This window comes from Pandoraea sp. PE-S2R-1 (assembly GCF_002179865.1).
Lineage (GTDB): Bacteria > Pseudomonadota > Gammaproteobacteria > Burkholderiales > Burkholderiaceae > Pandoraea.
In genome coordinates, this window is the sequence record NZ_NGUR01000015.1 from 659,585 (window position 1) to 678,605 (window position 19,021).

At 64.0% G+C, this 19,021-nt stretch carries 16 protein-coding genes; 14 read left to right on the forward strand and 2 right to left on the reverse strand.

Annotation, left to right across the window (positions count from 1 at the left end; genetic code table 11):
* Window positions 1-2 precede the first annotated feature (2 nt).
* The 8 genes from CDV44_RS20445 to CDV44_RS20480 all read left to right on the forward strand — a co-directional run bounded on the left by CDV44_RS20445 (window position 3) and on the right by CDV44_RS20480 (window position 10,124).
* On the forward strand, window positions 3-446 hold the full coding sequence (locus CDV44_RS20445; protein ID WP_087721675.1) for a YchJ family protein: 444 nt from the start codon (window positions 3-5) through the stop codon (window positions 444-446).
* A gap of 84 nt (window positions 447-530) precedes the next feature.
* Window positions 531-2,138, forward strand: coding sequence for a carboxyl transferase domain-containing protein (locus CDV44_RS20450; RefSeq protein WP_087690050.1), 1,608 nt, complete (start codon window positions 531-533; stop codon window positions 2,136-2,138).
* Window positions 2,139-2,203: 65 nt separating this feature from the next.
* On the forward strand, window positions 2,204-2,995 hold the full coding sequence (locus CDV44_RS20455) for an enoyl-CoA hydratase/isomerase family protein (RefSeq protein ID WP_087690052.1): 792 nt from the start codon (window positions 2,204-2,206) through the stop codon (window positions 2,993-2,995).
* A 349-nt stretch (window positions 2,996-3,344) separates the two neighbouring features.
* Window positions 3,345-4,778: an adenosylmethionine--8-amino-7-oxononanoate transaminase gene (bioA, locus tag CDV44_RS20460; RefSeq protein WP_249277636.1), complete on the forward strand. Its 1,434-nt coding sequence runs from the start codon at window positions 3,345-3,347 to the stop codon at window positions 4,776-4,778.
* Window positions 4,775-5,983 carry an 8-amino-7-oxononanoate synthase gene (gene bioF / locus CDV44_RS20465; RefSeq protein WP_087690054.1) on the forward strand — a complete coding sequence of 403 codons (1,209 nt, stop codon included), beginning with the start codon at window positions 4,775-4,777 and terminating at the stop codon, window positions 5,981-5,983. Before bioA ends, bioF begins: the two co-directional genes overlap by 4 nt.
* Complete coding sequence (gene bioD / locus CDV44_RS20470) at window positions 5,976-6,731, forward strand: dethiobiotin synthase (protein ID WP_058376999.1); 756 nt, start codon at window positions 5,976-5,978, stop codon at window positions 6,729-6,731. Before bioF ends, bioD begins: the two co-directional genes overlap by 8 nt.
* 44 nt (window positions 6,732-6,775) lie before the next feature.
* A complete protein-coding gene (gene bioB / locus CDV44_RS20475) occupies window positions 6,776-7,843 on the forward strand; it encodes a biotin synthase BioB (protein ID WP_087690056.1) in 1,068 nt (355 codons plus the stop codon).
* A 259-nt stretch (window positions 7,844-8,102) separates the two neighbouring features.
* A complete protein-coding gene (locus CDV44_RS20480; protein ID WP_087690058.1) occupies window positions 8,103-10,124 on the forward strand; it encodes an acetyl/propionyl/methylcrotonyl-CoA carboxylase subunit alpha in 2,022 nt (673 codons plus the stop codon).
* A gap of 36 nt (window positions 10,125-10,160) precedes the next feature.
* Here the strand turns inward: CDV44_RS20480 and CDV44_RS20485 are convergent, their stop codons facing one another.
* The gene (locus tag CDV44_RS20485; RefSeq protein ID WP_087690060.1) at window positions 10,161-10,964 is read right to left on the reverse strand and encodes a helix-turn-helix domain-containing protein; all 804 of its coding nucleotides are present in this window, start codon (window positions 10,962-10,964) and stop codon (window positions 10,161-10,163) included.
* A 284-nt stretch (window positions 10,965-11,248) separates the two neighbouring features.
* Here CDV44_RS20485 and CDV44_RS20490 point away from each other — a divergent pair, with 284 nt between their 5' ends.
* From CDV44_RS20490 to CDV44_RS20505, 4 genes are all read left to right on the forward strand, one after another.
* Window positions 11,249-12,142, forward strand: coding sequence for an NAD(P)-dependent oxidoreductase (locus CDV44_RS20490; RefSeq protein WP_087690062.1), 894 nt, complete (start codon window positions 11,249-11,251; stop codon window positions 12,140-12,142).
* Between the two features lie 235 nt (window positions 12,143-12,377).
* Window positions 12,378-13,598 carry a porin gene (locus CDV44_RS20495; RefSeq protein WP_087690064.1) on the forward strand — a complete coding sequence of 407 codons (1,221 nt, stop codon included), beginning with the start codon at window positions 12,378-12,380 and terminating at the stop codon, window positions 13,596-13,598.
* A gap of 302 nt (window positions 13,599-13,900) precedes the next feature.
* Entirely contained in the window at window positions 13,901-14,086 is a 186-nt protein-coding gene (locus CDV44_RS20500) for a hypothetical protein (protein WP_058376994.1), read from the forward strand.
* A gap of 582 nt (window positions 14,087-14,668) precedes the next feature.
* Window positions 14,669-14,914, forward strand: a complete 246-nt coding sequence (locus tag CDV44_RS20505; RefSeq protein WP_058376993.1) for a hypothetical protein — start codon at window positions 14,669-14,671, stop codon at window positions 14,912-14,914.
* 114 nt (window positions 14,915-15,028) lie between these two features.
* Here CDV44_RS20505 and CDV44_RS20510 read toward each other — a convergent pair whose 3' ends face one another.
* A complete protein-coding gene (locus CDV44_RS20510; protein WP_087690776.1) occupies window positions 15,029-16,207 on the reverse strand; it encodes a diguanylate cyclase in 1,179 nt (392 codons plus the stop codon).
* A 457-nt stretch (window positions 16,208-16,664) separates the two neighbouring features.
* On the opposite strand from CDV44_RS20510, the gene CDV44_RS20515 reads away from it, so the two are divergent.
* Together CDV44_RS20515 and CDV44_RS28480 are read left to right on the forward strand one after the other, a co-directional pair.
* Complete coding sequence (locus CDV44_RS20515) at window positions 16,665-17,567, forward strand: DMT family transporter (RefSeq protein WP_087690066.1); 903 nt, start codon at window positions 16,665-16,667, stop codon at window positions 17,565-17,567.
* A gap of 150 nt (window positions 17,568-17,717) precedes the next feature.
* Entirely contained in the window at window positions 17,718-18,515 is a 798-nt protein-coding gene (locus CDV44_RS28480; RefSeq protein ID WP_249277637.1) for a helix-turn-helix domain-containing protein, read from the forward strand.
* Window positions 18,516-19,021: the final 506 nt, after the last annotated feature.

Sequence of the window (19,021 nt, forward strand, 5' to 3'; positions counted from 1 at the left end):
ACATGGCAAGCCCCAAATCGCCCCGCGCCAATGCGGCATCGACTGCATCCAACACAGCGCCCGACCTCGATCGCGAAGGCTGCCCCTGCGGCGGCCTCGCGTTCGACTCGTGCTGCGGACGCTACATCGACGGCGGTGAGCTGCCGCCGACGGCCGAGGCACTGATGCGCTCGCGATACACCGCGTTCGTGCGTCAGAACGCGCCCTATCTGATCGACACGTGGGCGGCGCGCACGCGCCCCGCGACGCTCGATTTCGACGACGCGCCGCAGTGGCTGGGCCTGCAAGTCAAAGCGCATTTGCAACGCGACGACGCGCACGCCGAAGTGGAATTCGTCGCGCGCTACAAAGTGGGTGGCCGCGCACACCGGCTGCATGAGCGCAGCCGCTTCGAGCGCACCGACGACGGCCGCTGGCGCTATATCGACGGCGATCTGTTCGACTGACCACAAGTCACGTTCGCACGCTCGCCGCCGACAAGTTTTTGATCCGAACCTAACGACAACTCACTCTCCACCGGATTTCGTCACATGCCGATTCTCGAAAGCAAGCTCAACCCGCGCGGCGAGGAATTTGCCCGCAACGCGGCCACGATGCAGACGCTGGTCGACGACCTGCGCGAGCGCATTGCGCAACTCTCGGGCGGCGGCGGCGAAGCCGCACGCAAGAAGCATGTGGCCCGTGGCAAGTTGCTGCCGCGCGAGCGTGTGCAGCAACTGCTCGATCCGGGCTCGCCGTTTCTCGAACTCTCGCAACTTGCCGCGATCGGCATGTATCACGACGACGCGCCGGGCGCTGGCATCATCACCGGCATCGGCCGTGTGTCGGGTCAGGAGTGCGTGATCGTCTGCAACGACGCCACGGTCAAGGGCGGCACCTACTACCCGATGACGGTCAAGAAGCACCTGCGCGCGCAGGAGATTGCCGAGCAGAACCATCTGCCGTGCATCTATCTGGTCGACTCGGGCGGTGCCAACCTGCCGAATCAGGACGACGTCTTCCCCGATCGCGATCACTTCGGCCGCATCTTCTACAACCAGGCGACGATGTCTGCACAGGGCATCCCGCAGATCGCCGTGGTGATGGGTTCGTGCACGGCCGGTGGCGCGTATGTGCCCGCCATGAGCGACGAGTCGATCATCGTGAAGGATCAGGGCACGATTTTCCTCGGCGGCCCGCCGCTGGTGAAAGCCGCCACGGGCGAAGAAGTCAGCGCCGAAGACCTCGGCGGCGCCGATGTGCACACGCGTCTGTCGGGCGTCGTCGATCACTTTGCACAGAACGATGCCCACGCGCTGTCGATCGCGCGCAGCATCGCCGCGAATCTGAATCGCCGCAAGCCGGCCACCGTGGCCGTGAAGACGCCGGTCGAGCCGAAGTACGACCCGCGCGAAGTGTATGGCGTGATTCCCGCCGACACGAAGAAGCCGTTCGACGTGCGCGAAGTCATCGCGCGTCTGGTCGACGGCTCGGAGTTCGACGAATTCAAGGCACGCTACGGCACCACGCTCGTGTGCGGCTTCGCGCACCTGTGGGGCTATCCGGTCGGCATCGTTGCGAACAACGGCATTCTGTTCTCGGAGTCGGCGCAAAAAGGCGCGCACTTCATCGAACTGTGCTGCCAGCGCAAGATTCCGCTGATCTTCCTGCAAAACATCACCGGCTTCATGGTCGGGCGCAAGTACGAAAACGAAGGCATCGCCAAGCATGGCGCCAAGATGGTGACGGCCGTCGCCACGGCCAACGTGCCGAAGTTCACGGTCATCATCGGCGGCTCGTTCGGTGCCGGTAATTACGGCATGTGCGGGCGCGCGTATTCGCCGCGCTTCCTGTGGATGTGGCCGAATTCGCGCATCTCGGTGATGGGCGGCGAGCAAGCGGCGTCGGTGCTGGCGACCGTCAAGCGCGACGGCATCGAAAGCAAGGGCGGTCAGTGGAGCGCCGCCGAAGAAGACGCGTTCAAGCAGCCGATTCGCGATCAGTACGAGCGCCAGGGGCATCCGTACTACGCCAGCGCCCGCCTGTGGGACGACGGCGTGATCGACCCTGCCGATACGCGCACGGTGCTCGGGCTCGGCTTGTCGGCCGCCCTCAATGCGCCGATTCCGGAAACGCGCTTCGGCCTGTTCCGCATGTAACGAACACACCGGCCCCTTCCCTATATCGCTTGTTGCGTGAAAGGGGCCGTCGAGGATTTGCCGCCATGAACCTTGCCACGCTAAAACTCAGCGTCGACGCCCACGTCGCCACGGTCACGCTCAACCGTCCCGACGTTCGCAATGCTTTCAACGAAACGGTCATCGAAGAACTGACCGGCACGTTCCGCGCGCTCGCCGATAACGACGACGTACGCGTGATCGTGCTGGCCGCCGAGGGCGTCGCCTTCTGCGCCGGTGCCGATCTGAACTGGATGAAGAAGATGGCCGGTTACTCGGACACCGAGAACCGTGCCGACGCGATGACGCTCGCCGTCATGCTTAACACCATCTACCGTTGCCCTAAGCCGGTCATCGCGCGCGTGCAGGGCGATACGTATGCGGGTGGCGTGGGCCTCGCGGCCGTGGCCGACATCGTGGTGGCCGTCGACACGGCCCACTTCTGCCTGTCGGAAGCTCGCCTCGGGTTGATTCCCGCGACCATCGGGCCGTATGTGATTCGCGCGCTTGGCGAGCCCGCCTCGCGCCGCTACTTCCTCACCGCCGAGCGCTTTACGGCGGCCACCGCGCAGCGTCACGGTCTGGTGCATGAAGTGGTGAGCGCCGACGCGCTCGACGCCACCGTGCAAGCCCTCGCCAAAGCGCTGGCCGATAACAGCCCGAATGCCGTGAAGGAGTGCAAGCGCCTCGTGCAGGACTTCGCCAGCCGCACCATCGATGACGAGGCCATTGCCGAAACGGCCGATCGTATCGCCACGATCCGGGCATCTGACGAAGGCCGCGAAGGGGTGCGCTCGTTCCTAGAGAAGCGCTCGCCGTCGTGGCGCGAGGCGTCCTGAGCCTGAAAAAACCGGCAATTTCGTCGCGTGCCGTCAAAACATCGCGACATTGCCCGCAACACGGTTACAAATTTATTTTGGGAGGGGTGACGGCGGAGATGCCGCAACGTTATCGACAGGTTTTAAGAATTTATCGATAACGTCGAGCTATAGCTCGCAAGAGCACGATATTTCACGCCATTTCCGCCTATTGCCCTGCCAAATTGCTTTGCCTACCATGCGCCCATCCCCCACCTCCGGCCCCGTCCAGCAACGCACCTTGCGTATGCCTGACGACGGCCAGCCGGGCGAGTCGACGACGGTGCATCCGCACCCGTGTCGCCCGCCTCGGCGCATGAAGGAGTCAATGATGGACGCCCCTATCCGGCAAGCTCAAGGGCACCCCCCCACCATCGCCGAACCCGCTGCACGCGTTGACGCGTCAGGCCCCGGCAATCTCGCGGCACGTAGTCAGCGGCAGGTCTGGCACCCCTGCACGCAGATGAAGCAGCAAGCGAAGCTTCCCCTCGTCGCGCTCTCGCATGGCGAGGGCCCGTGGCTGGTCGATACCGACGGCCAGCGCTACCTCGACGCAATCAGTTCGTGGTGGGTCAATCTGTTCGGTCACGCGAATCCGCGCATCAACGCGGCGCTGATCGATCAGCTCGGCCGTCTGGAGCACGCGATGCTCGCGGGTTTCACGCACGAGCCCGTCGTCGCGCTCGCCGAACGCCTGTCGGCACTGACCGGCGGCGTGCTCGGCCATGCGTTCTTCGCGAGTGACGGCGCGTCTGCCGTCGAAATCGCACTCAAGATGAGTTTTCACGCGTGGCGCAATCAGGGCCACAGCGACAAGCGCGAATTCGTTTGCGTGAAAAACGGTTATCACGGCGAGACGCTCGGCGCACTGGCCGTCACCGATGTCGCTCTCTTCCGCGACGCGTATGACCCGCTGCTGCGTCATGCCCACGTGGTCGCGTCTCCCGACGCACGTCTCGCCCGCGATGGCGAAACGGCGGAGGATGCCGCACACCGCGCGGCCGCCGAACTCGATTCGCTGCTCACGCAGTGCGAGGGCCGTGTCGCCGCCGTCATCGTGGAGCCGTTGGTGCAGTGCGCCGCCGGCATGGCGATGCACGACCCGGCGTATCTGCGCGAAGTGCGCGCGCTGTGCGATCGTCACGGCGCGCACATGATCGCCGATGAAATCGCGGTCGGCTGTGGCCGCACCGGCACGTTCTTCGCGTGCGAACAGGCCGGCATCTGGCCCGACCTGCTCACGCTCTCGAAGGGCATCAGCGGCGGCTATCTGCCGCTCTCGCTGGTGCTCTCGCGCGACGCCATCTACGACGCGTTCTACGACGACGACACCGCGCGCGGCTTTTTGCATTCGCACTCGTACACGGGCAATCCGCTCGCGTGCCGTGCGGCACTCGCCACGCTCGATATCTTTGCCGACGACGATGTGCTGGCACGCAATGTCACGCGCGCCGAGCGTCTGACGCAAGCCCTCGCGCCGCTGGCCGACGATGCGCGCGCCATGCACTTCCGCCAACGCGGCATGATCTGGGCCTTCGATGCGAAGCTGCCGGATACCGCCGGTGCAGCGGGCGCATTCGCCAAGCAGTTCTACAGCGAAGCGCGTGCCCGAGGCGTGCTGCTGCGCCCGCTCGGCGCAACGGTGTATCTGATGCCGCCGTACGTGCTCGACGACAGCACCAGCGACTGGCTGGCGGAACAAACCATCGCGGCGTTCGATGCCACGATGCGTCAGGGCTTCGACAGCATGGGGAGGGCCGCATGAGCGCACATCCCTTGCTCGAACGCCTTGAAGCCGGTCTCGCCGAGATCGACCGCGCGCACCTGCGCCGCACGCATCGCGTGGTCTCCACGCCGTGCCAGCCGCATTTGCGCGCCGATGGCCGCGACGTGCTCGCCTTCGCCAGCAACGACTATCTCGGTCTCGCGGCGCACCCGAAGATCGTGGAAGCGCTGATCGACGGGGCACGGCGCTACGGCGCAGGCAGCGGCGCCTCGCACCTGATCAGCGGTCACTCGCAGGCGCACGCAGAACTCGAAGCCGCGCTCGCCGACTTCATGTCGCCCCATCTGGTCGAAGGCCGCGCGCTGTACTTCTGCACGGGCTACATGGCCAATCTGGCGACGATTTCCACGCTCGCCACCAAAGGCGCCGAGATCTTCTCCGAAGAACTCAATCACGCATCGCTCATCGATGGTGCGCGTCTCTCTCGCGCCCGCACGCATGTCTACCCGCACGGTGACGTGAAGGCACTCGCCGCGCTGCTCGAAGCGAGCGAGGCCGAGACGAAGCTGATCGTGACCGACGGGGTGTTCTCGATGGATGGCGATATCGCGCCGCTGCCGCAGTTGCTGGCGCTCGCCGAGAAGCACAACGCGTGGCTCATCGTCGACGATGCGCACGGCTTTGGCGTGGTCGGTGAAAACGGCCGCGGGGTGTTCGAGCCCTTCGACCTGCGCTCGCCGAACCTCGTCATCATCGGCACGCTCGGCAAGGCGGCGGGTGTCGCGGGTGCCTACGTAGCTGCGCACAAGAGCGTGATCGAATGGCTCATCAATCGCGCCCGGCCCTACATCTTCACCACGGCAGCCGCTCCTGCTCAAGCGCAAGCGTTGCTCACCAGTCTCGCGTTGATTCGCGGCGACGAAGGCCGTGAACGGCGCGCGACGTTGCAGGCGCGCATCTTCCAACTGCGCAGCTCGCTCAAGCTCAAGCACTGGCGGCATATCCCGTCGCCGACGGGTGTGCAGCCGATCATCCTTGGCGAGAACGCCGCAGCCTTGCATGCGCAAGCCGGGCTCGCAGAAGCCGGCCTCTGGGTGCCTGCCATCCGGCCACCGACCGTGGCCCCGGGGACCTCACGCCTGCGCGTGACGCTCTCGGCCGCTCACACGCAGGACGACGTCGCACGGCTCGTGACGGCGATCAACCAACTCGACCGCGACTGGACCGCTCACGCCCATGGCTAATCAAGACCTCATGACGCCGGTCACCGAGCGCCCCACGCCCGCCCGCCACGCCTTCTTCGTCACCGGCACCGACACTGAAATCGGCAAGACGCTCGTCTCGTCGGCGCTGCTGCACGCGTCCGCACGCCGTGGCCTCGTCTGCGCCGGACTGAAGTCGGTCGCAGCGGGGGCTATCGAAAGCGATGGCCGTTACGTCAATGACGATGTCGAACAGTTGCACGACGCGAGCAACCTCAAGCTGCCCGACGACTGGTACTGCCCGTACGTGCTCAAGGACGCCACGGCACCGCACATCGCCGCCGCGGAGGAAGGCATCGACCTCGACTGTGAAGTCATTCGCGCCGGCTACGCCCGCGTGGCCGCACGCGCCGATCTGGTGATCGTCGAAGGCGTCGGTGGCTTCCGTGTGCCGCTGGGCGCTGGCAGCAACGCGCTCGACACCGCCGATCTGGCCCGTCAACTCGGCCTGCCGGTCATTCTCGTAGTCGGCCTGCGACTCGGCTGTATCAACCACGCGTTGCTCACGGCCGAAGCCATCGCAGCGCGCGGTTTGACGCTGGCCGGCTGGGTTGCCAATCACGTCGATCCGGAGATGCGCCACGCGGAAGCCAACATCGACGCCATTGCGCAACGACTGCCGGCACCGCTGCTCGGCCGCATTCCGCATCTGTCGCACCCCGACGCGGCCACCGCCTCCGGTTATCTCGACATCACGCCGCTGCTCGATCACACGCCCGCGCCGCGCTAATTGCCGAATCGACAGAAATTACACAGAATTCAAGGAAACACACCATGCAAGTTCATGCCCACACCGCCGCTCACGGTCACGACGAAGCCCTGCGCCAGAACGACAAGCCTTGGCGCGTCGACGAGATCGAAGCGCTGTTCGAGTTGCCGTTCAACGACCTGATCTTCCGCGCCCAGCAAGTGCATCGCGAACACTTCGATGCCAACGCAGTGCAGCTCTCGTCACTGCTCTCGATCAAGACGGGTGGCTGCCCGGAAGACTGCGCGTACTGCCCGCAGTCGGCCAAGTACGACACCGGCGTGGACGCCGAGAAGCTCATGCCCATCGCCGAAGTGCTGTCCGCCGCGCAAGCCGCCAAGGACGCCGGTGCGACGCGCTTCTGCATGGGCGCCGCATGGCGCAGCCCGAAGCCGCATCAGGTCGATGCCGTGGGCGAGATGGTGCGCAGCGTGAAGGCGCTCGGTCTGGAAACGTGCGTCACGCTCGGCATGCTGCGTGACGGTCAGGCCGAACAACTGCGCGAGGCCGGTCTCGACTACTACAACCACAACCTCGATACGTCGCCCGAGTTTTACGGGCAGATCATCACGACGCGTACCTATCAGGACCGTCTGGACACGCTGGCTCGCGTGCGTGAAGCCGGTCTGAAGGTCTGCTGCGGCGGCATCGTCGGTCTGGGTGAAACGCGTCGCGAGCGCGCCGGTTTGATCGCGCAACTGGCGAACATGTCGCCGTACCCGGAGTCGGTGCCGATCAACAACCTGATCAAGATCGACGGCACGCCGCTCGAAAACAACGAGAGCGTCGATCCGTTCGATTTCGTGCGCATGATCGCCGTGGCGCGTATCACCATGCCGCGCGCAATGGTGCGCCTGTCGGCCGGCCGCGAAGAGATGGACGAAGCGCTGCAATCGCTGTGCTTCCTCGCGGGCGCTAACTCGATGTTCTACGGCGACAAGCTGCTCGTCACGCAGAACCCGCAGGCAGAAGCCGACCGTCAGTTGCTCGCGCGTCTGGGCATGCGCACGTCGACCGAGGCGAAGCTGGGTGCCGAGGCCGACACCGGTTGCGGCGAGGCCGAGGGCACGTTGTCGGCTTGCAAAACACACTGATGCACTGATGCAGCGAGTTGCTGACGGCAGCAATGGCAGCAATGGCCGCGATGACGGTGATGGCTTCGACGTAAGGATGAAACGCCGGTGACGCGACAAGCATCGCATTCGACGATGCCGCGACGCTGGCGGAGATGGATAGCAAGAAAGTAGCGATATAGCAGCAGGACAGAAGCAGGCGCGAGTGCGCCGGCGGTTCGCCACAAGCGAGCCTGCCGGGTGCGAACGTCGCCCCAATCGATCATTATCCGGAGGCAATATGTTCGACAAGATCCTCATCGCCAACCGCGGCGAAATCGCCTGCCGTGTGGCAGCCACCGCCGCACGTCTGGGCATTCGCACGGTCGCCGTCTATTCCGATGCGGACGCGCAGGCCAAGCACGTTGCCGTGTGCGACGAGGCCGTTCACGTGGGCGGTGCCGCCGCACGCGACAGCTATCTGCGCGTCGACGCCATCATCGCCGCCGCCAAGGCCACGGGCGCGCAAGCGATCCACCCGGGGTATGGCTTTCTGTCCGAGAACGAAGCGTTCGCGAAGGCCTGCGACGACGCCGGTATCGTCTTCATCGGCCCGCCGGTCGGTGCCATCCACGCCATGGGCAGCAAGAGCGCCGCGAAAACGCTGATGGAAGGCGCTGCCGTGCCGCTCGTGCCGGGCTATCACGGCGAGAATCAGGATGCCGCCTTCCTGCACGCCCGCGCCGACGAGATCGGCTACCCGGTACTGCTCAAGGCCAGCGCCGGGGGCGGTGGCAAGGGCATGCGCGTGGTCGAGCGCAGCGACGACTTCCGCAGCGCACTGGCGTCGTGCCAGCGCGAAGCGGCCAGCAGCTTCGGCGACGAGCGCGTGCTTGTCGAGAAGTACCTGACGCGTCCGCGTCACATTGAAATTCAGGTGTTTGCCGACACGCACGGCAACTGCGTCTATCTTTTCGAGCGCGACTGCTCGGTGCAGCGCCGCCATCAGAAGGTGCTGGAAGAAGCCCCGGCGCCGGGCATGAGCGCCGAGCGCCGTCAGGCTATGGGCGACGCCGCGTGCAACGCTGCACGTGCGGTCGGTTATGTGGGCGCGGGGACGGTCGAGTTCATCGCCAATCAGGACGGCTCGTTCTACTTCATGGAGATGAATACGCGCTTGCAGGTCGAGCACCCGGTCACCGAAATGATCACCGGCCTCGATCTGGTCGAATGGCAACTGCGCGTAGCCGCTGGCGAAGTGCTGCCGCGCAAGCAGGACGAACTGCGCATTCACGGCCATGCGCTCGAAGCGCGTATCTACGCCGAGAACCCCGACAACAACTTCCTGCCGTCCACGGGCACGCTCTCGACGCTGCGCCCGCCCGCGGCCGTGCAGTTCGAGATCGGCAGTGGCGCGACGCCGGCCGCCGTACGTATCGACTCCGGCGTGCGCGAAGGCGACACGATCTCGCCGTTCTACGACCCGATGATCGCCAAGCTGATCGTGTGGGGGCAGGACCGCGACGAAGCGCTCGCCCGCATGCGCCGCGCGTTGGGGCAATACCGTGTGGTGGGCGTGCAGACGAATATTGCGTTCCTCGGACGGCTGGTCGCGAGCGAACCGTTTGCCGGTGCCGATCTCGACACGGGCCTGATCGAGCGCCATCGCGATACGCTGTTCCCCGGCGCGGCGCCCGTGCCCGCCACGACGCTGGCGCTGGCCGTGGCCGCACAACTGGCTCGCGAGGCCATCGTCGGCCGTCGCAAGTATCAGGACAGCATCGATCATCACTCGCCGTGGCAACTCGCGACCGGCTGGCGTCTGAATGGCGACTACCGCCGCACGCTGTCGTTCGATCAGGGCGAAACGCGTCACGACGTGGTGCTCACGAGCGGCGCGCAGGCCAGCACGCTCACGGTCGATAGCGAAACGTATCCGTATCGCTACACCCATGACGGCGGCGTGTATCGCGTGACGCTCGGTGAGCGCCGCGTGCAAGGACACGTCGACTTCGAACATGCCCTCGCTCACGTGTTTGCCGACGGTCAGTCGTGGGCGTTGCGCTGGCATGACCCACTCGCGCAGGCCGGGGCACAGGAGGGTGGCGAAGGCCGCCTGACCGCACCGATGCCGGGCAAGGTCATTGCGGTGCTCGCACCGGCCGGTACGAAGGTCGAGAAGGGGGCACCGCTGCTCGTGATGGAGGCGATGAAGATGGAGCACACCATCAGCGCGCCCGCCGACGGCGAGATCGAGGAAGTGCTGTACGCCGTGGGCGATCAGGTACCCGAAGGCGCGCAGTTGCTGGCGTTCAAGCGGTAAGTGAAGCGGTAGGCCGGGGGCGGGGTCGGGGCGGCATCAGACCGTCCCGCCGTGCCCCTCGCCGAGAATCGTCTGACGCCGGAATTGCTCCGGCGTCAGTCCCGACTGGCGGGTGAACATTTCGATGAATGCCGACGGTGTGGCGTAGCCCAGATCGAACGCAATCGACTTCACCGTGTGCCCGGCTTCCAGCCCTTCGATGGCACGCAGAAAGCGCAACCGCTGCCGCCATTGCCCCAGCGTCATCCCCAATTCCACCAGACAGTGACGGGCCAGCGTGCGCTCGGTCAGCGATGCCGTCTGCGCCCATTGCGCGAGCGTACGGTTGTCACCGGGCTCACTTTGCAACGCTTGCAAGATGCGCACGAGCGCCGGTGAATTCGCCTGCGGCAGAAAGCGCGGTTCGGCCGGCGCGAGGGCCAGTTGATCGACGAGCACCTGCGCCAGACGTTTGTCGGCATCGGTGCGGGGGGATGCCACGCCCCGCTCGGCAAAGTCCGACAGAATCGCCCGCAGCAGGCCGCTGATGCGTAAGGTGGCCGCATGCGATGGCAGTACATTCGCGAGCGACGCATCGATGTACACCGACCGGTAGATCACGGCATGCGCGTTGAAGCTGGCGTGCGCGGCTTTCGGCGGAATCCAGACAGCGTACTGGGGCGGTGAAAGGTAACGCGCGCCTTCGATTTCAAGCTGCATCACTCCATTCGCCACGTAGTTGAGCGTGCCCCAGTCATGACGATGCGGCACCCACGCCGTCTGCGCGTCGAACTCGTCGTAGCGGAAGTACACCGGATACGGCAGCGTCTTGAAGGTGGGCCAGTTGTAGCGGACGGTCATGGCGCAGGGGAAGGAAGTTCGGGTCGGTCGAGACGGCAACGGCAATGGCAATGGCAAGTGACAACTTGAATGCCGCCGTGCGACGGTTCGGTCAGGCAAACGTGCGCGGCGCGTCAGACATCCGCGCCACTGCATCGCACGCCGGTGCATCTTACCCGCTCCGCGCGGCGCCCTCGCAGGCGCCGTACGCGTGCGCTGCATCGACCTGTGTTCGGTGTCATGCTCTCGGTTGATACGTGGCCAAAGCGGTTTCGGACGCCACGTTGCACGCACCTGGAGAACATATGACTATCGGATTTCTCGGCCTCGGCACCATGGGCTCGCCCATGGCGATCAATCTCATCAAAGCGGGTTTTTCGCTGCAAGTCTGGAATCGCTCGCGCGGTCCGGTCGACACCGTCGCGAAGGTTGGCGCACAAGCTTGCGACACGCCGGCAGACGCGGCACGTGGCGCCGACGTGCTCATTGCGATGCTGGCCGACGACGACACGAGCCGCGTCGTACTGAACGACGGCGGTGCCCTCGCTGCGCTGGCGCGCGGCGGCATCGTCGTGAACATGGCCACGGTGTCACTCGACTTCGCGCGCGAGATGCAGGCGAAATGCGACGCGCTCGGCTTGCGCTACATCGCCGCCCCCGTACTCGGCCGCGTGAACGTGGCGCAAGCCGGCAAGCTCAACATTCTCGCCGCCGGCGCCCCCGATACCCTCGCGCAGGTGCAGCCGATCTTCGACGTGCTCGGTCAGCGCACGTGGCGTTTCGGCGACGTGCCCGAGCAAGCCAACGTCGTGAAGCTCGCGTCGAACTTCATGATCGCGAGCGCCATCGAGACGATGAGCGAAGCCGCCGCCCTCACGCAAGGCCACGGCGTACCCGGTGCCGACTTCCTCGACATGATCACGACGGCCGTGTTTGCGGTGCCGGCCTACACCGGTTACGGCGGTGCGATTGCCAAACAGGTTTTCGAACCGGCCGGCTTCAAGCTCGCACTCGGGGCGAAGGATGTGCGCCTGGCGTTGCTCGCCGGCGAAGCGGCCAACGTGCCGATGCCGTTCGGCACCGTGCTGCGCGACAACCATCTCGATAGCCTCGCGCACGGCGAGGGACATCTGGACTGGGCTGTGCTGTCGAAGGTGGCCGCGCGCCGCGCCGGACAGGAAGACGCCGCTGCCGACTAACGTGGTTGCCCGCAAGACAAACAACACAACACGTCACAAATACGAAACGCCGCAAATCGCGGCGTTTTGTATTTTATTTGGGGATCGTTCTTAGAAACGCGATAGGTGATCGCGTGATGTCGTCGCAGCGACGGGCATCTGACGACAATGGGAATTTTCATCAGGATTCCGAACCGGTATTCAACAATATTCTCGGTGTCGATATCAACCACGCGCAGCCACGCTGCCCGACACCATGACACAACGTCTCCCTCTGCTTACCGGTCCGCGTGCCCTTGCGCTCGCGGCCAGCCTCGCTCTGTCCACGCTGCCGGCCGGCGTTCATGCGCAGAGCAACGTCACCCTTTACGGCACACTCGACTCGGGTTTTGTTCACGCCAACCACGTCGCCAGCAATAACGGCCCGGTCGGCCTATCGCAAATCACCAGCAACATCTTGTCCGGCAGCCGCTGGGGCCTGCGCGGCACCGAGTCGCTCGGCAGCGGCCTTACGGCGCTCTTCCAGATCGAAAGCGGCTTCGATGCCGTCAACGGTAAACAAGGCAATGGCGGCCTCGCATTCGGCCGTAAGGCCATCGTCGGCCTGAAGGCGAATCAATGGGGCGAGGTCACGATCGGCCGTCAGTACGACCCGGTCGTCAACCTTGTGCAGGGCCTCACCGCCGACGGCTATTTCGGCGGGTTCTTCGCGACCCCGGGCGATGTCGACAACTACGACAACGGCGCACGCATCAACAACTCGATTCGCTATGCCACGCCGAACTACGGCGGCCTGCAATTCGAAGGCATGTATGCGCTGGGCAACGTCGCAGGCAAGACGGGTTCCGGCCGCTCGTATGGTCTGGCTGGCGCGTATAGCAACGGACCGATCGCCCTTGGCGCCGGCTTCTTCTTCGCCGACGGTGGCGGCAAAATCGATGAAAAGGCCGATTCGGCGAGCCGAGGCTTTCGCCAGTGGTCCGGCAGCGCCGGTTCGCTGTTCAACTCGCCGATCAATCGCGGCTTAAGCACGGCAAGCAAGGTGCGAATCGTGCGCGTGGGCGGCAAGTACGCTATCGGGCCGGCCATTCTCGGTGTGTCTTACTCGCACGCCCAATACGCCAGTGACGGCCTTTCGGCATTCAGCGGCACGGCCAAGTTCGACACCGTCAATCTGTTCACCAGCTACGCGCTGACGCCCGCCCTGAGCACCGGTCTCGGCTACAGCTACACGCGGCTGCGCGGACCGAGCCAGACGGCGGCGCATTACAACCAGTTCAATGCCGGCGTCACCTACGCCCTGTCCAAGCGGACGGCCACGTATGTCATCGGCGGATACCAGCAAGCGACCGGCAACACGCTCGACGCCTCGGGATCGAAAACCGTCGCAGCAAACGCGTCGGTCGGTTCATACGGCATCGATGCGGGGGCTCGCACGCAACTGTTGCTCGGCATGGGGCTGAAGCACAGCTTCTGACCTGACGTTGCACGATCGGCCCAACCTCGTTTATTCATGCGGGTTTGGGCCGATTTCCCCAATGAAATAAGCCATTTACCATTCAAACGATCGTTTGGATGTTTTCAACTTATTAGCTAATGAAAATTCATTATTTCGAATTTTCAGGGTTTACCCTATTCGGGAAAGTATTTAGAATTCGTCTCTATCAAAAGTTGATGCAGACGCAACCGGCAGTCCCCCAAGCTTTCGAAGTCATTGAGAAATCGATTTGCGGCGGTTTGTCTTGTCGCGAGTCAATAAGTGAATTCGGGAGAAGGGTTGTGAGTTTCGTCAGTTGGTCGTTGATTGCCCTCGTCGCCATTGCTATTTCGGCGGCGCGTGTGAATCAACTGCATCGCAAAGCCACACGGCTGGCAGCCTCGGCGCACATCGACCGCGTATTGCGTTATCGCCGTAGTCATCGCCGCACGCCGTGTTCGCGCATTCAGTTCAAGGACGCCGCGTAAGCGTTTTCGCGCAGTGTCCTGACGCAGTAGCAGTAGCAGTAGCAGTAGCAGTCTTTGGTAATTCAGTAGTTGGCAGTTCGGCTTTATCGCTGTACTCGCATCACCCGCAGTCCTGTCGTTCAGAAGGTCTTGCATCACCGCAGTCCCCGTCGCAGTCCGACGGCTTCAGCAGTCGTAGTGAAATCAAGCTTTACTCGCAGTGGTAGTCCGCAGTACTCATTGCTGTTTTCCGGCGCTCATGTCATGGCCGGATGGAGAGTCATCCCTCCCTGCTGTTACGAGGCATCGCTCCCACGCGTCGAAGCCGTACCGCCGCCAGTTATTCGAGCGGTGGAGCGCGCGCCCACAGCCTCGTATTGCCCACGCGTTGCATCAAACAACCTGACGCCCCGGTTCCCGGATCGCGCGTTCGTCCGCCTCACGCTGGTACGTCAGCGTCCGGCCACGAATTCGCCATGCACTGTCTTCCGAGCGATCCCGTGCGTTTGTGGTCACGCACGCCCCCGTTATCGCGTGGGCGCCCCGGCATGTGCCTACCCGCGCAACATGCCCGACGTATTCGTTAAAGAGAAGATTGTTGTCATGAACACCGACCCAGAGCGCATTACCGTCACCCTCAAGCTGCACCCGAACGACCTGAAGCAACTCGACAAGGCCTGCCAACGCGTGGGCATGAAGCGCGAAGATTTTTGCGTGCTCGCCACGCATCTGGAAGGCTCGCGCGTCCTCAACGGCGAGGGACTGGCGACGCTGGCCCGCCCGTTCGGCTTTGCCGCCGCCATTCCGGCCGTCCTGCGCTCGGCGTTCTCGCGCCTGTGCGTGCGCTGATCGAAGACACGATCGATAGTTGCGGTGCCGATTTGGTGCCCAAACGCGCCGATGGGCAATGACCTGATCCGGCGCGCATTCGGCGAGCCGGTCATCGCGCCGTCAACGATCTGGCTAGCTCACCTCGAACACCACCATGCCGTCGCGCCCGTCACGCTTGGCGCGATAGAGCGCACGGTCGGCCTGTTGCAGCCACGCCTGCGGGCTATCGAAGCTCACCGAGAACGGCACCAAGCCGATGCTGACAGTGCATTCGGCCAGCGATAGCGACTGGCCGTCCGTATCCGGCATTTGAAGCTGCAACTGGGCTTCGGCCTGTGCCACCCGCGCGCGCAGGTCTGCCAGCAGGTGGTGCATCAAATCCTGCCCGGCGACGCCACCGGTGTTCACCAGCACCGCGCCGAACTCTTCCCCGCCATATCGGCCCACGGCATCGATGTCGCGCAGCCGTTGCCGAAGCAAGCCCGAAAAGCGCCGCAACGCCGTGTCGCCCGCCGCATGACCCAGCGTGTCGTTGATGCGCTTGAAATGGTCGAGATCCATCAACACCAGACAGGCCGGTTGCCCCGTCGCCGCACAATGCGTGTGAATGTCTGCGAGCCGCTGCTCCCACGCGCGGCGATTGAGCAAGCCCGTGAGGCCGTCGTGCTGTGACAGATATTCCATCTCGCGCGATCGATTGGCGAGTTTCTGGGCGAGATCGTAGGTGACCTTACCGAGCGCAATGGGATACAGGATGATCATCGGCAGACACGTGATCACGTTGAACGTGTCCGACGCCGGCGCCCACGCGAAGCCCAACAGCGCAATGCCGACCAGCACGCCCGCCACGTTGGCGAGCACCCCCTGCAAGAACAACCTCACCCCGCCGGCACTGATGTTGTCCATCGACATCATCGCCAGCACGACCACACTGGGCAGCAGGTTGAAATGCATCGCGGCGACCCAGAAGCCGCCGAACGCCGAATCGATCAGCAGATTCCAGCGCTCGGCACGATAGGGCACCGGGCGCGAGAGCGCCAGCGCGCAGGCCACATGGGGCCACACAAAGCCATTGAAGATGAGCAGCGCCCAAAGCCAGGACGCGATGGGCGGGTCATGACGGTAAAAGACACCGGCGACGCAGAAGAAGCCGATCGCGAGGCCGATGGTGCGCAAACGGTAGATGCGGCGCACGAAGCGCTTGCCCTTGCCCGCGACGGCAGAATCAACCCCGAAAGAAGACGCCGCATTACGACGCTGTGGCGAGCCGTCGGCTTGCACCGGACGACCTTGTGGACTTGCTGACACCATGCTGCTCCGATCACCTGTCACGAAACGCGCACGATGCGAGTGCACCGTGGGGCTGCCGATGGCCATCCGTTGCGCCGCTACTGCCCGGCGACGGCACGCCAATCCCCGCCTCGCGCCATTCTACCTGCGGCAGATGGTCTTCCGGCAATAGCAAAGTGACCCAGTTTGGGGTAGCAGCCGCGTGGCGAAGAAAAACTACGGCGTCGACGACGCGTCCGAAACCCCGCATCAATTGTCTTAAATTCGCTATGTCGAAACGATACATCGGGCGGACAATTCGTCCCGTACCTTGCCGCGCGATGGTGTCGCGTTAACGCCGGGCCGCGCTGGTTGGTGGATCTGGCGACGCCCCGACAAATCGTCATGACACCGCACACGGCATCGCAAGACTTCGTTCAACGCCCCGCGCCGCCAGTGCTTCCGGTCGGCCAGGCAACCGGCAACCCGCCATCGACTCATGTCCAATTTCATCCTGCCGTTGATCGCCGTCCTCATCTGGTCGGCCAACGTGATCGTCAACAAACTCGCCGTCGGTCATATCTTTCCCGCCGAAATCGCGTTCCTGCGCTGGTTTGCCGCCGCACTGATCCTCACGCCTTTCGCGTTGCCGGCGCTCTGGCGCCACCGCCAGCAGTTTCTGCCCCATCTCGCGCAATACGCCACGCTGGGCGTGCTCGGCATGGCGATCTATCAAGGCCTCGCCTACTCGGCGGCGCACTACACCAGCGCCACCAACATGGGGATCATTCTGTCGCTGCTGCCGCTCACCACGCTCACGCTGGCGGTCGTGGTGTTGGGCGACGTACTCACTGCCGGCGCCGTCGCGGGCGGCCTGCTGTCGATCTTCGGTGTGCTGTTTGTCGTGGGGCACGGCTCAGTCACACATCTGGCCGATCAGGGTATCGGCGTCGGCGACGCCATGATGTTCTTCGCCATGCTCGCTTATGCGATCTACTGCGTGCTGCTTCGCAAGTGGCATCTGCCGCTCGCGCCGCTGCCGTCGCTGTATGCGCAGATCGTCAGCGCCGTCGTGGCGCTGCTGCCCTTCTACCTCGCGTCGCAGAAGGCCGGTATCTCGATGGACAATTTGCCCCAGCTGGCCTTCGCCACCATTCCCGTGTCGATTGCCGCCCCCTTCATCTGGATGATCGGCGTCGCCCGTATCGGGCCGCGACGCGCGACGGTCGTCATCAATCTGGTGCCGATTTTCACGGCGTTGATTGCCGCATTCGGCCTCGGCGAACACCTCGCGGTCTATCACCTCGCAGGCGGCGCCCTCATTCTCGCGGGGGTCGCATTGGGCGAGTTCTGGCATCTGCCGATTCGAAAATCCCGAGAACTGGCGCCGAAATTGCAATAAGACTTGGGAAGCGTCCGATAAATTTTGTGCGCATAAAGTGGCCCACTCTTTATAGAGGGCCGCCTGTCACGCATGGGGAGGAATGCGATATAACGTCGCAAGACGCGGGGGGATTGATTAGGCTGTGTGACTCGTCAACGGAGTTCCGCCATGCAAACGAATCCACTCGCGCTGTTTGGAGACCATCTGGCGCACTTGCGTAAAGCACGTGGCTGGTCGCAGGAAAAGCTTGCCCTCGAGAGCGGTCTGGCCCGCTCGTACGTCAGCGGTATCGAGCGTGGCCGGCGCAATGTCGCGCTGGTGAATATCTGTGTGCTCGCCGACACGCTCGGAGTACCCACTTCCGAGATGTTGCGGTTCTCGCAAGCTATCGCCGGTACCGACACTTCTGCCATCACCGCCGGACGCACGCCACTGCCACAAATCAGCCGCTCGCTCGGGCGGCTCGAAAACCGCGATCAGGTCTGGCTCGCGGAAATCATTCGCAGTCTGAGTTCGCGGTTGAGCCACGCCAACGTACCGGCTGCCGCATCGAGCATCGATCACGGCGTCGACCCGGATTTCGACGGCAACCTCGACGGACACCGCCCGACGTCCATCGCCGCCGACAACGATGCCGCCTATCTCGATGAAGACGACGAAGCGGGCGAGGGTCAGGTCGAGCGGAACCGGGCGAGTGACCGTGATGGTGAGCGTAGCGACATCGGCGACGACGACGACGACGACGACACTGTCGACACCCTTCATCCCCCGGTCATCGAACCGCGCTTCGACCATCGTCACCCGACACCGCATCAGGCCTCTGCGCCAGCGCACGGATATCGCGCCTCAGGTGACAATGCGCCGCCCCGGCGCGAGCCCGACGGCAATCGCCCGATAGTGCACGACGTCTCACGTGACACCGATCACGACGACGCACAACGCTCCCCCGCAGTCGACGAGGAATGATCCAGCGCGCTGCCGGCGCCGTATAGGACATCGCGCAAAGTCCGATCGTGTTGCGACGACTTTGCGTGATAGTTCGTCTTGTTCGCGTGTCGTCGCGACGATGAAAATCGTCTCTCATGCGCACCCGGACGTTACGCCAATCACGTCAAACGCCACCGTTGTTTCGCCACGCCGGCAATCGAAACGCCCCCCCGGAAATCGCGAGACATCCGCGGCGTTCTTTCCGACACGCACGTCGTATCAAAACCCATTCGCATTGCGCGGCATCACACGCGGCACACCGACACTGAGTGACATCCCGAAAGAAAATAAAGAGAGTCATCTCCCTGCGTCACGCACGCCTCGCAATGTCACACTTCGCGTTTCTCATTGACCGGAAGCGCGACTACGCACGTCACCGCACCCACGTGACCACCGCAATACTACGCAGCGTAGCGTGACCCAAGCCTTCGGAACCCCGCACTGCTTGTGCCTTCTCCGAAAGTCAGTTCAGAGGCGACGTTGCA

Excerpts from the sequence above, each read along its gene's own strand:
- CDV44_RS20445 (WP_087721675.1), top strand. The coding sequence starts at position 3 with ATGGCAAGCCCCAAATCGCCCCGCGCCAATGCGGCATCGACTGCATCC.
- CDV44_RS20450 (WP_087690050.1), top strand. The coding sequence starts at position 531 with ATGCCGATTCTCGAAAGCAAGCTCAACCCGCGCGGCGAGGAATTTGCC.
- CDV44_RS20455 (WP_087690052.1), top strand. The coding sequence starts at position 2,204 with ATGAACCTTGCCACGCTAAAACTCAGCGTCGACGCCCACGTCGCCACG.
- bioA (WP_249277636.1), top strand. The coding sequence starts at position 3,345 with ATGGACGCCCCTATCCGGCAAGCTCAAGGGCACCCCCCCACCATCGCC.
- bioF (WP_087690054.1), top strand. The coding sequence starts at position 4,775 with ATGAGCGCACATCCCTTGCTCGAACGCCTTGAAGCCGGTCTCGCCGAG.
- bioD (WP_058376999.1), top strand. The coding sequence starts at position 5,976 with ATGGCTAATCAAGACCTCATGACGCCGGTCACCGAGCGCCCCACGCCC.
- bioB (WP_087690056.1), top strand. The coding sequence starts at position 6,776 with ATGCAAGTTCATGCCCACACCGCCGCTCACGGTCACGACGAAGCCCTG.
- CDV44_RS20480 (WP_087690058.1), top strand. The coding sequence starts at position 8,103 with ATGTTCGACAAGATCCTCATCGCCAACCGCGGCGAAATCGCCTGCCGT.
- CDV44_RS20485 (WP_087690060.1), bottom strand. The coding sequence starts at position 10,964 with ATGACCGTCCGCTACAACTGGCCCACCTTCAAGACGCTGCCGTATCCG.
- CDV44_RS20490 (WP_087690062.1), top strand. The coding sequence starts at position 11,249 with ATGACTATCGGATTTCTCGGCCTCGGCACCATGGGCTCGCCCATGGCG.
- CDV44_RS20495 (WP_087690064.1), top strand. The coding sequence starts at position 12,378 with ATGACACAACGTCTCCCTCTGCTTACCGGTCCGCGTGCCCTTGCGCTC.
- CDV44_RS20505 (WP_058376993.1), top strand. The coding sequence starts at position 14,669 with ATGAACACCGACCCAGAGCGCATTACCGTCACCCTCAAGCTGCACCCG.
- CDV44_RS20510 (WP_087690776.1), bottom strand. The coding sequence starts at position 16,207 with ATGGTGTCAGCAAGTCCACAAGGTCGTCCGGTGCAAGCCGACGGCTCG.
- CDV44_RS20515 (WP_087690066.1), top strand. The coding sequence starts at position 16,665 with ATGTCCAATTTCATCCTGCCGTTGATCGCCGTCCTCATCTGGTCGGCC.
- CDV44_RS28480 (WP_249277637.1), top strand. The coding sequence starts at position 17,718 with ATGCAAACGAATCCACTCGCGCTGTTTGGAGACCATCTGGCGCACTTG.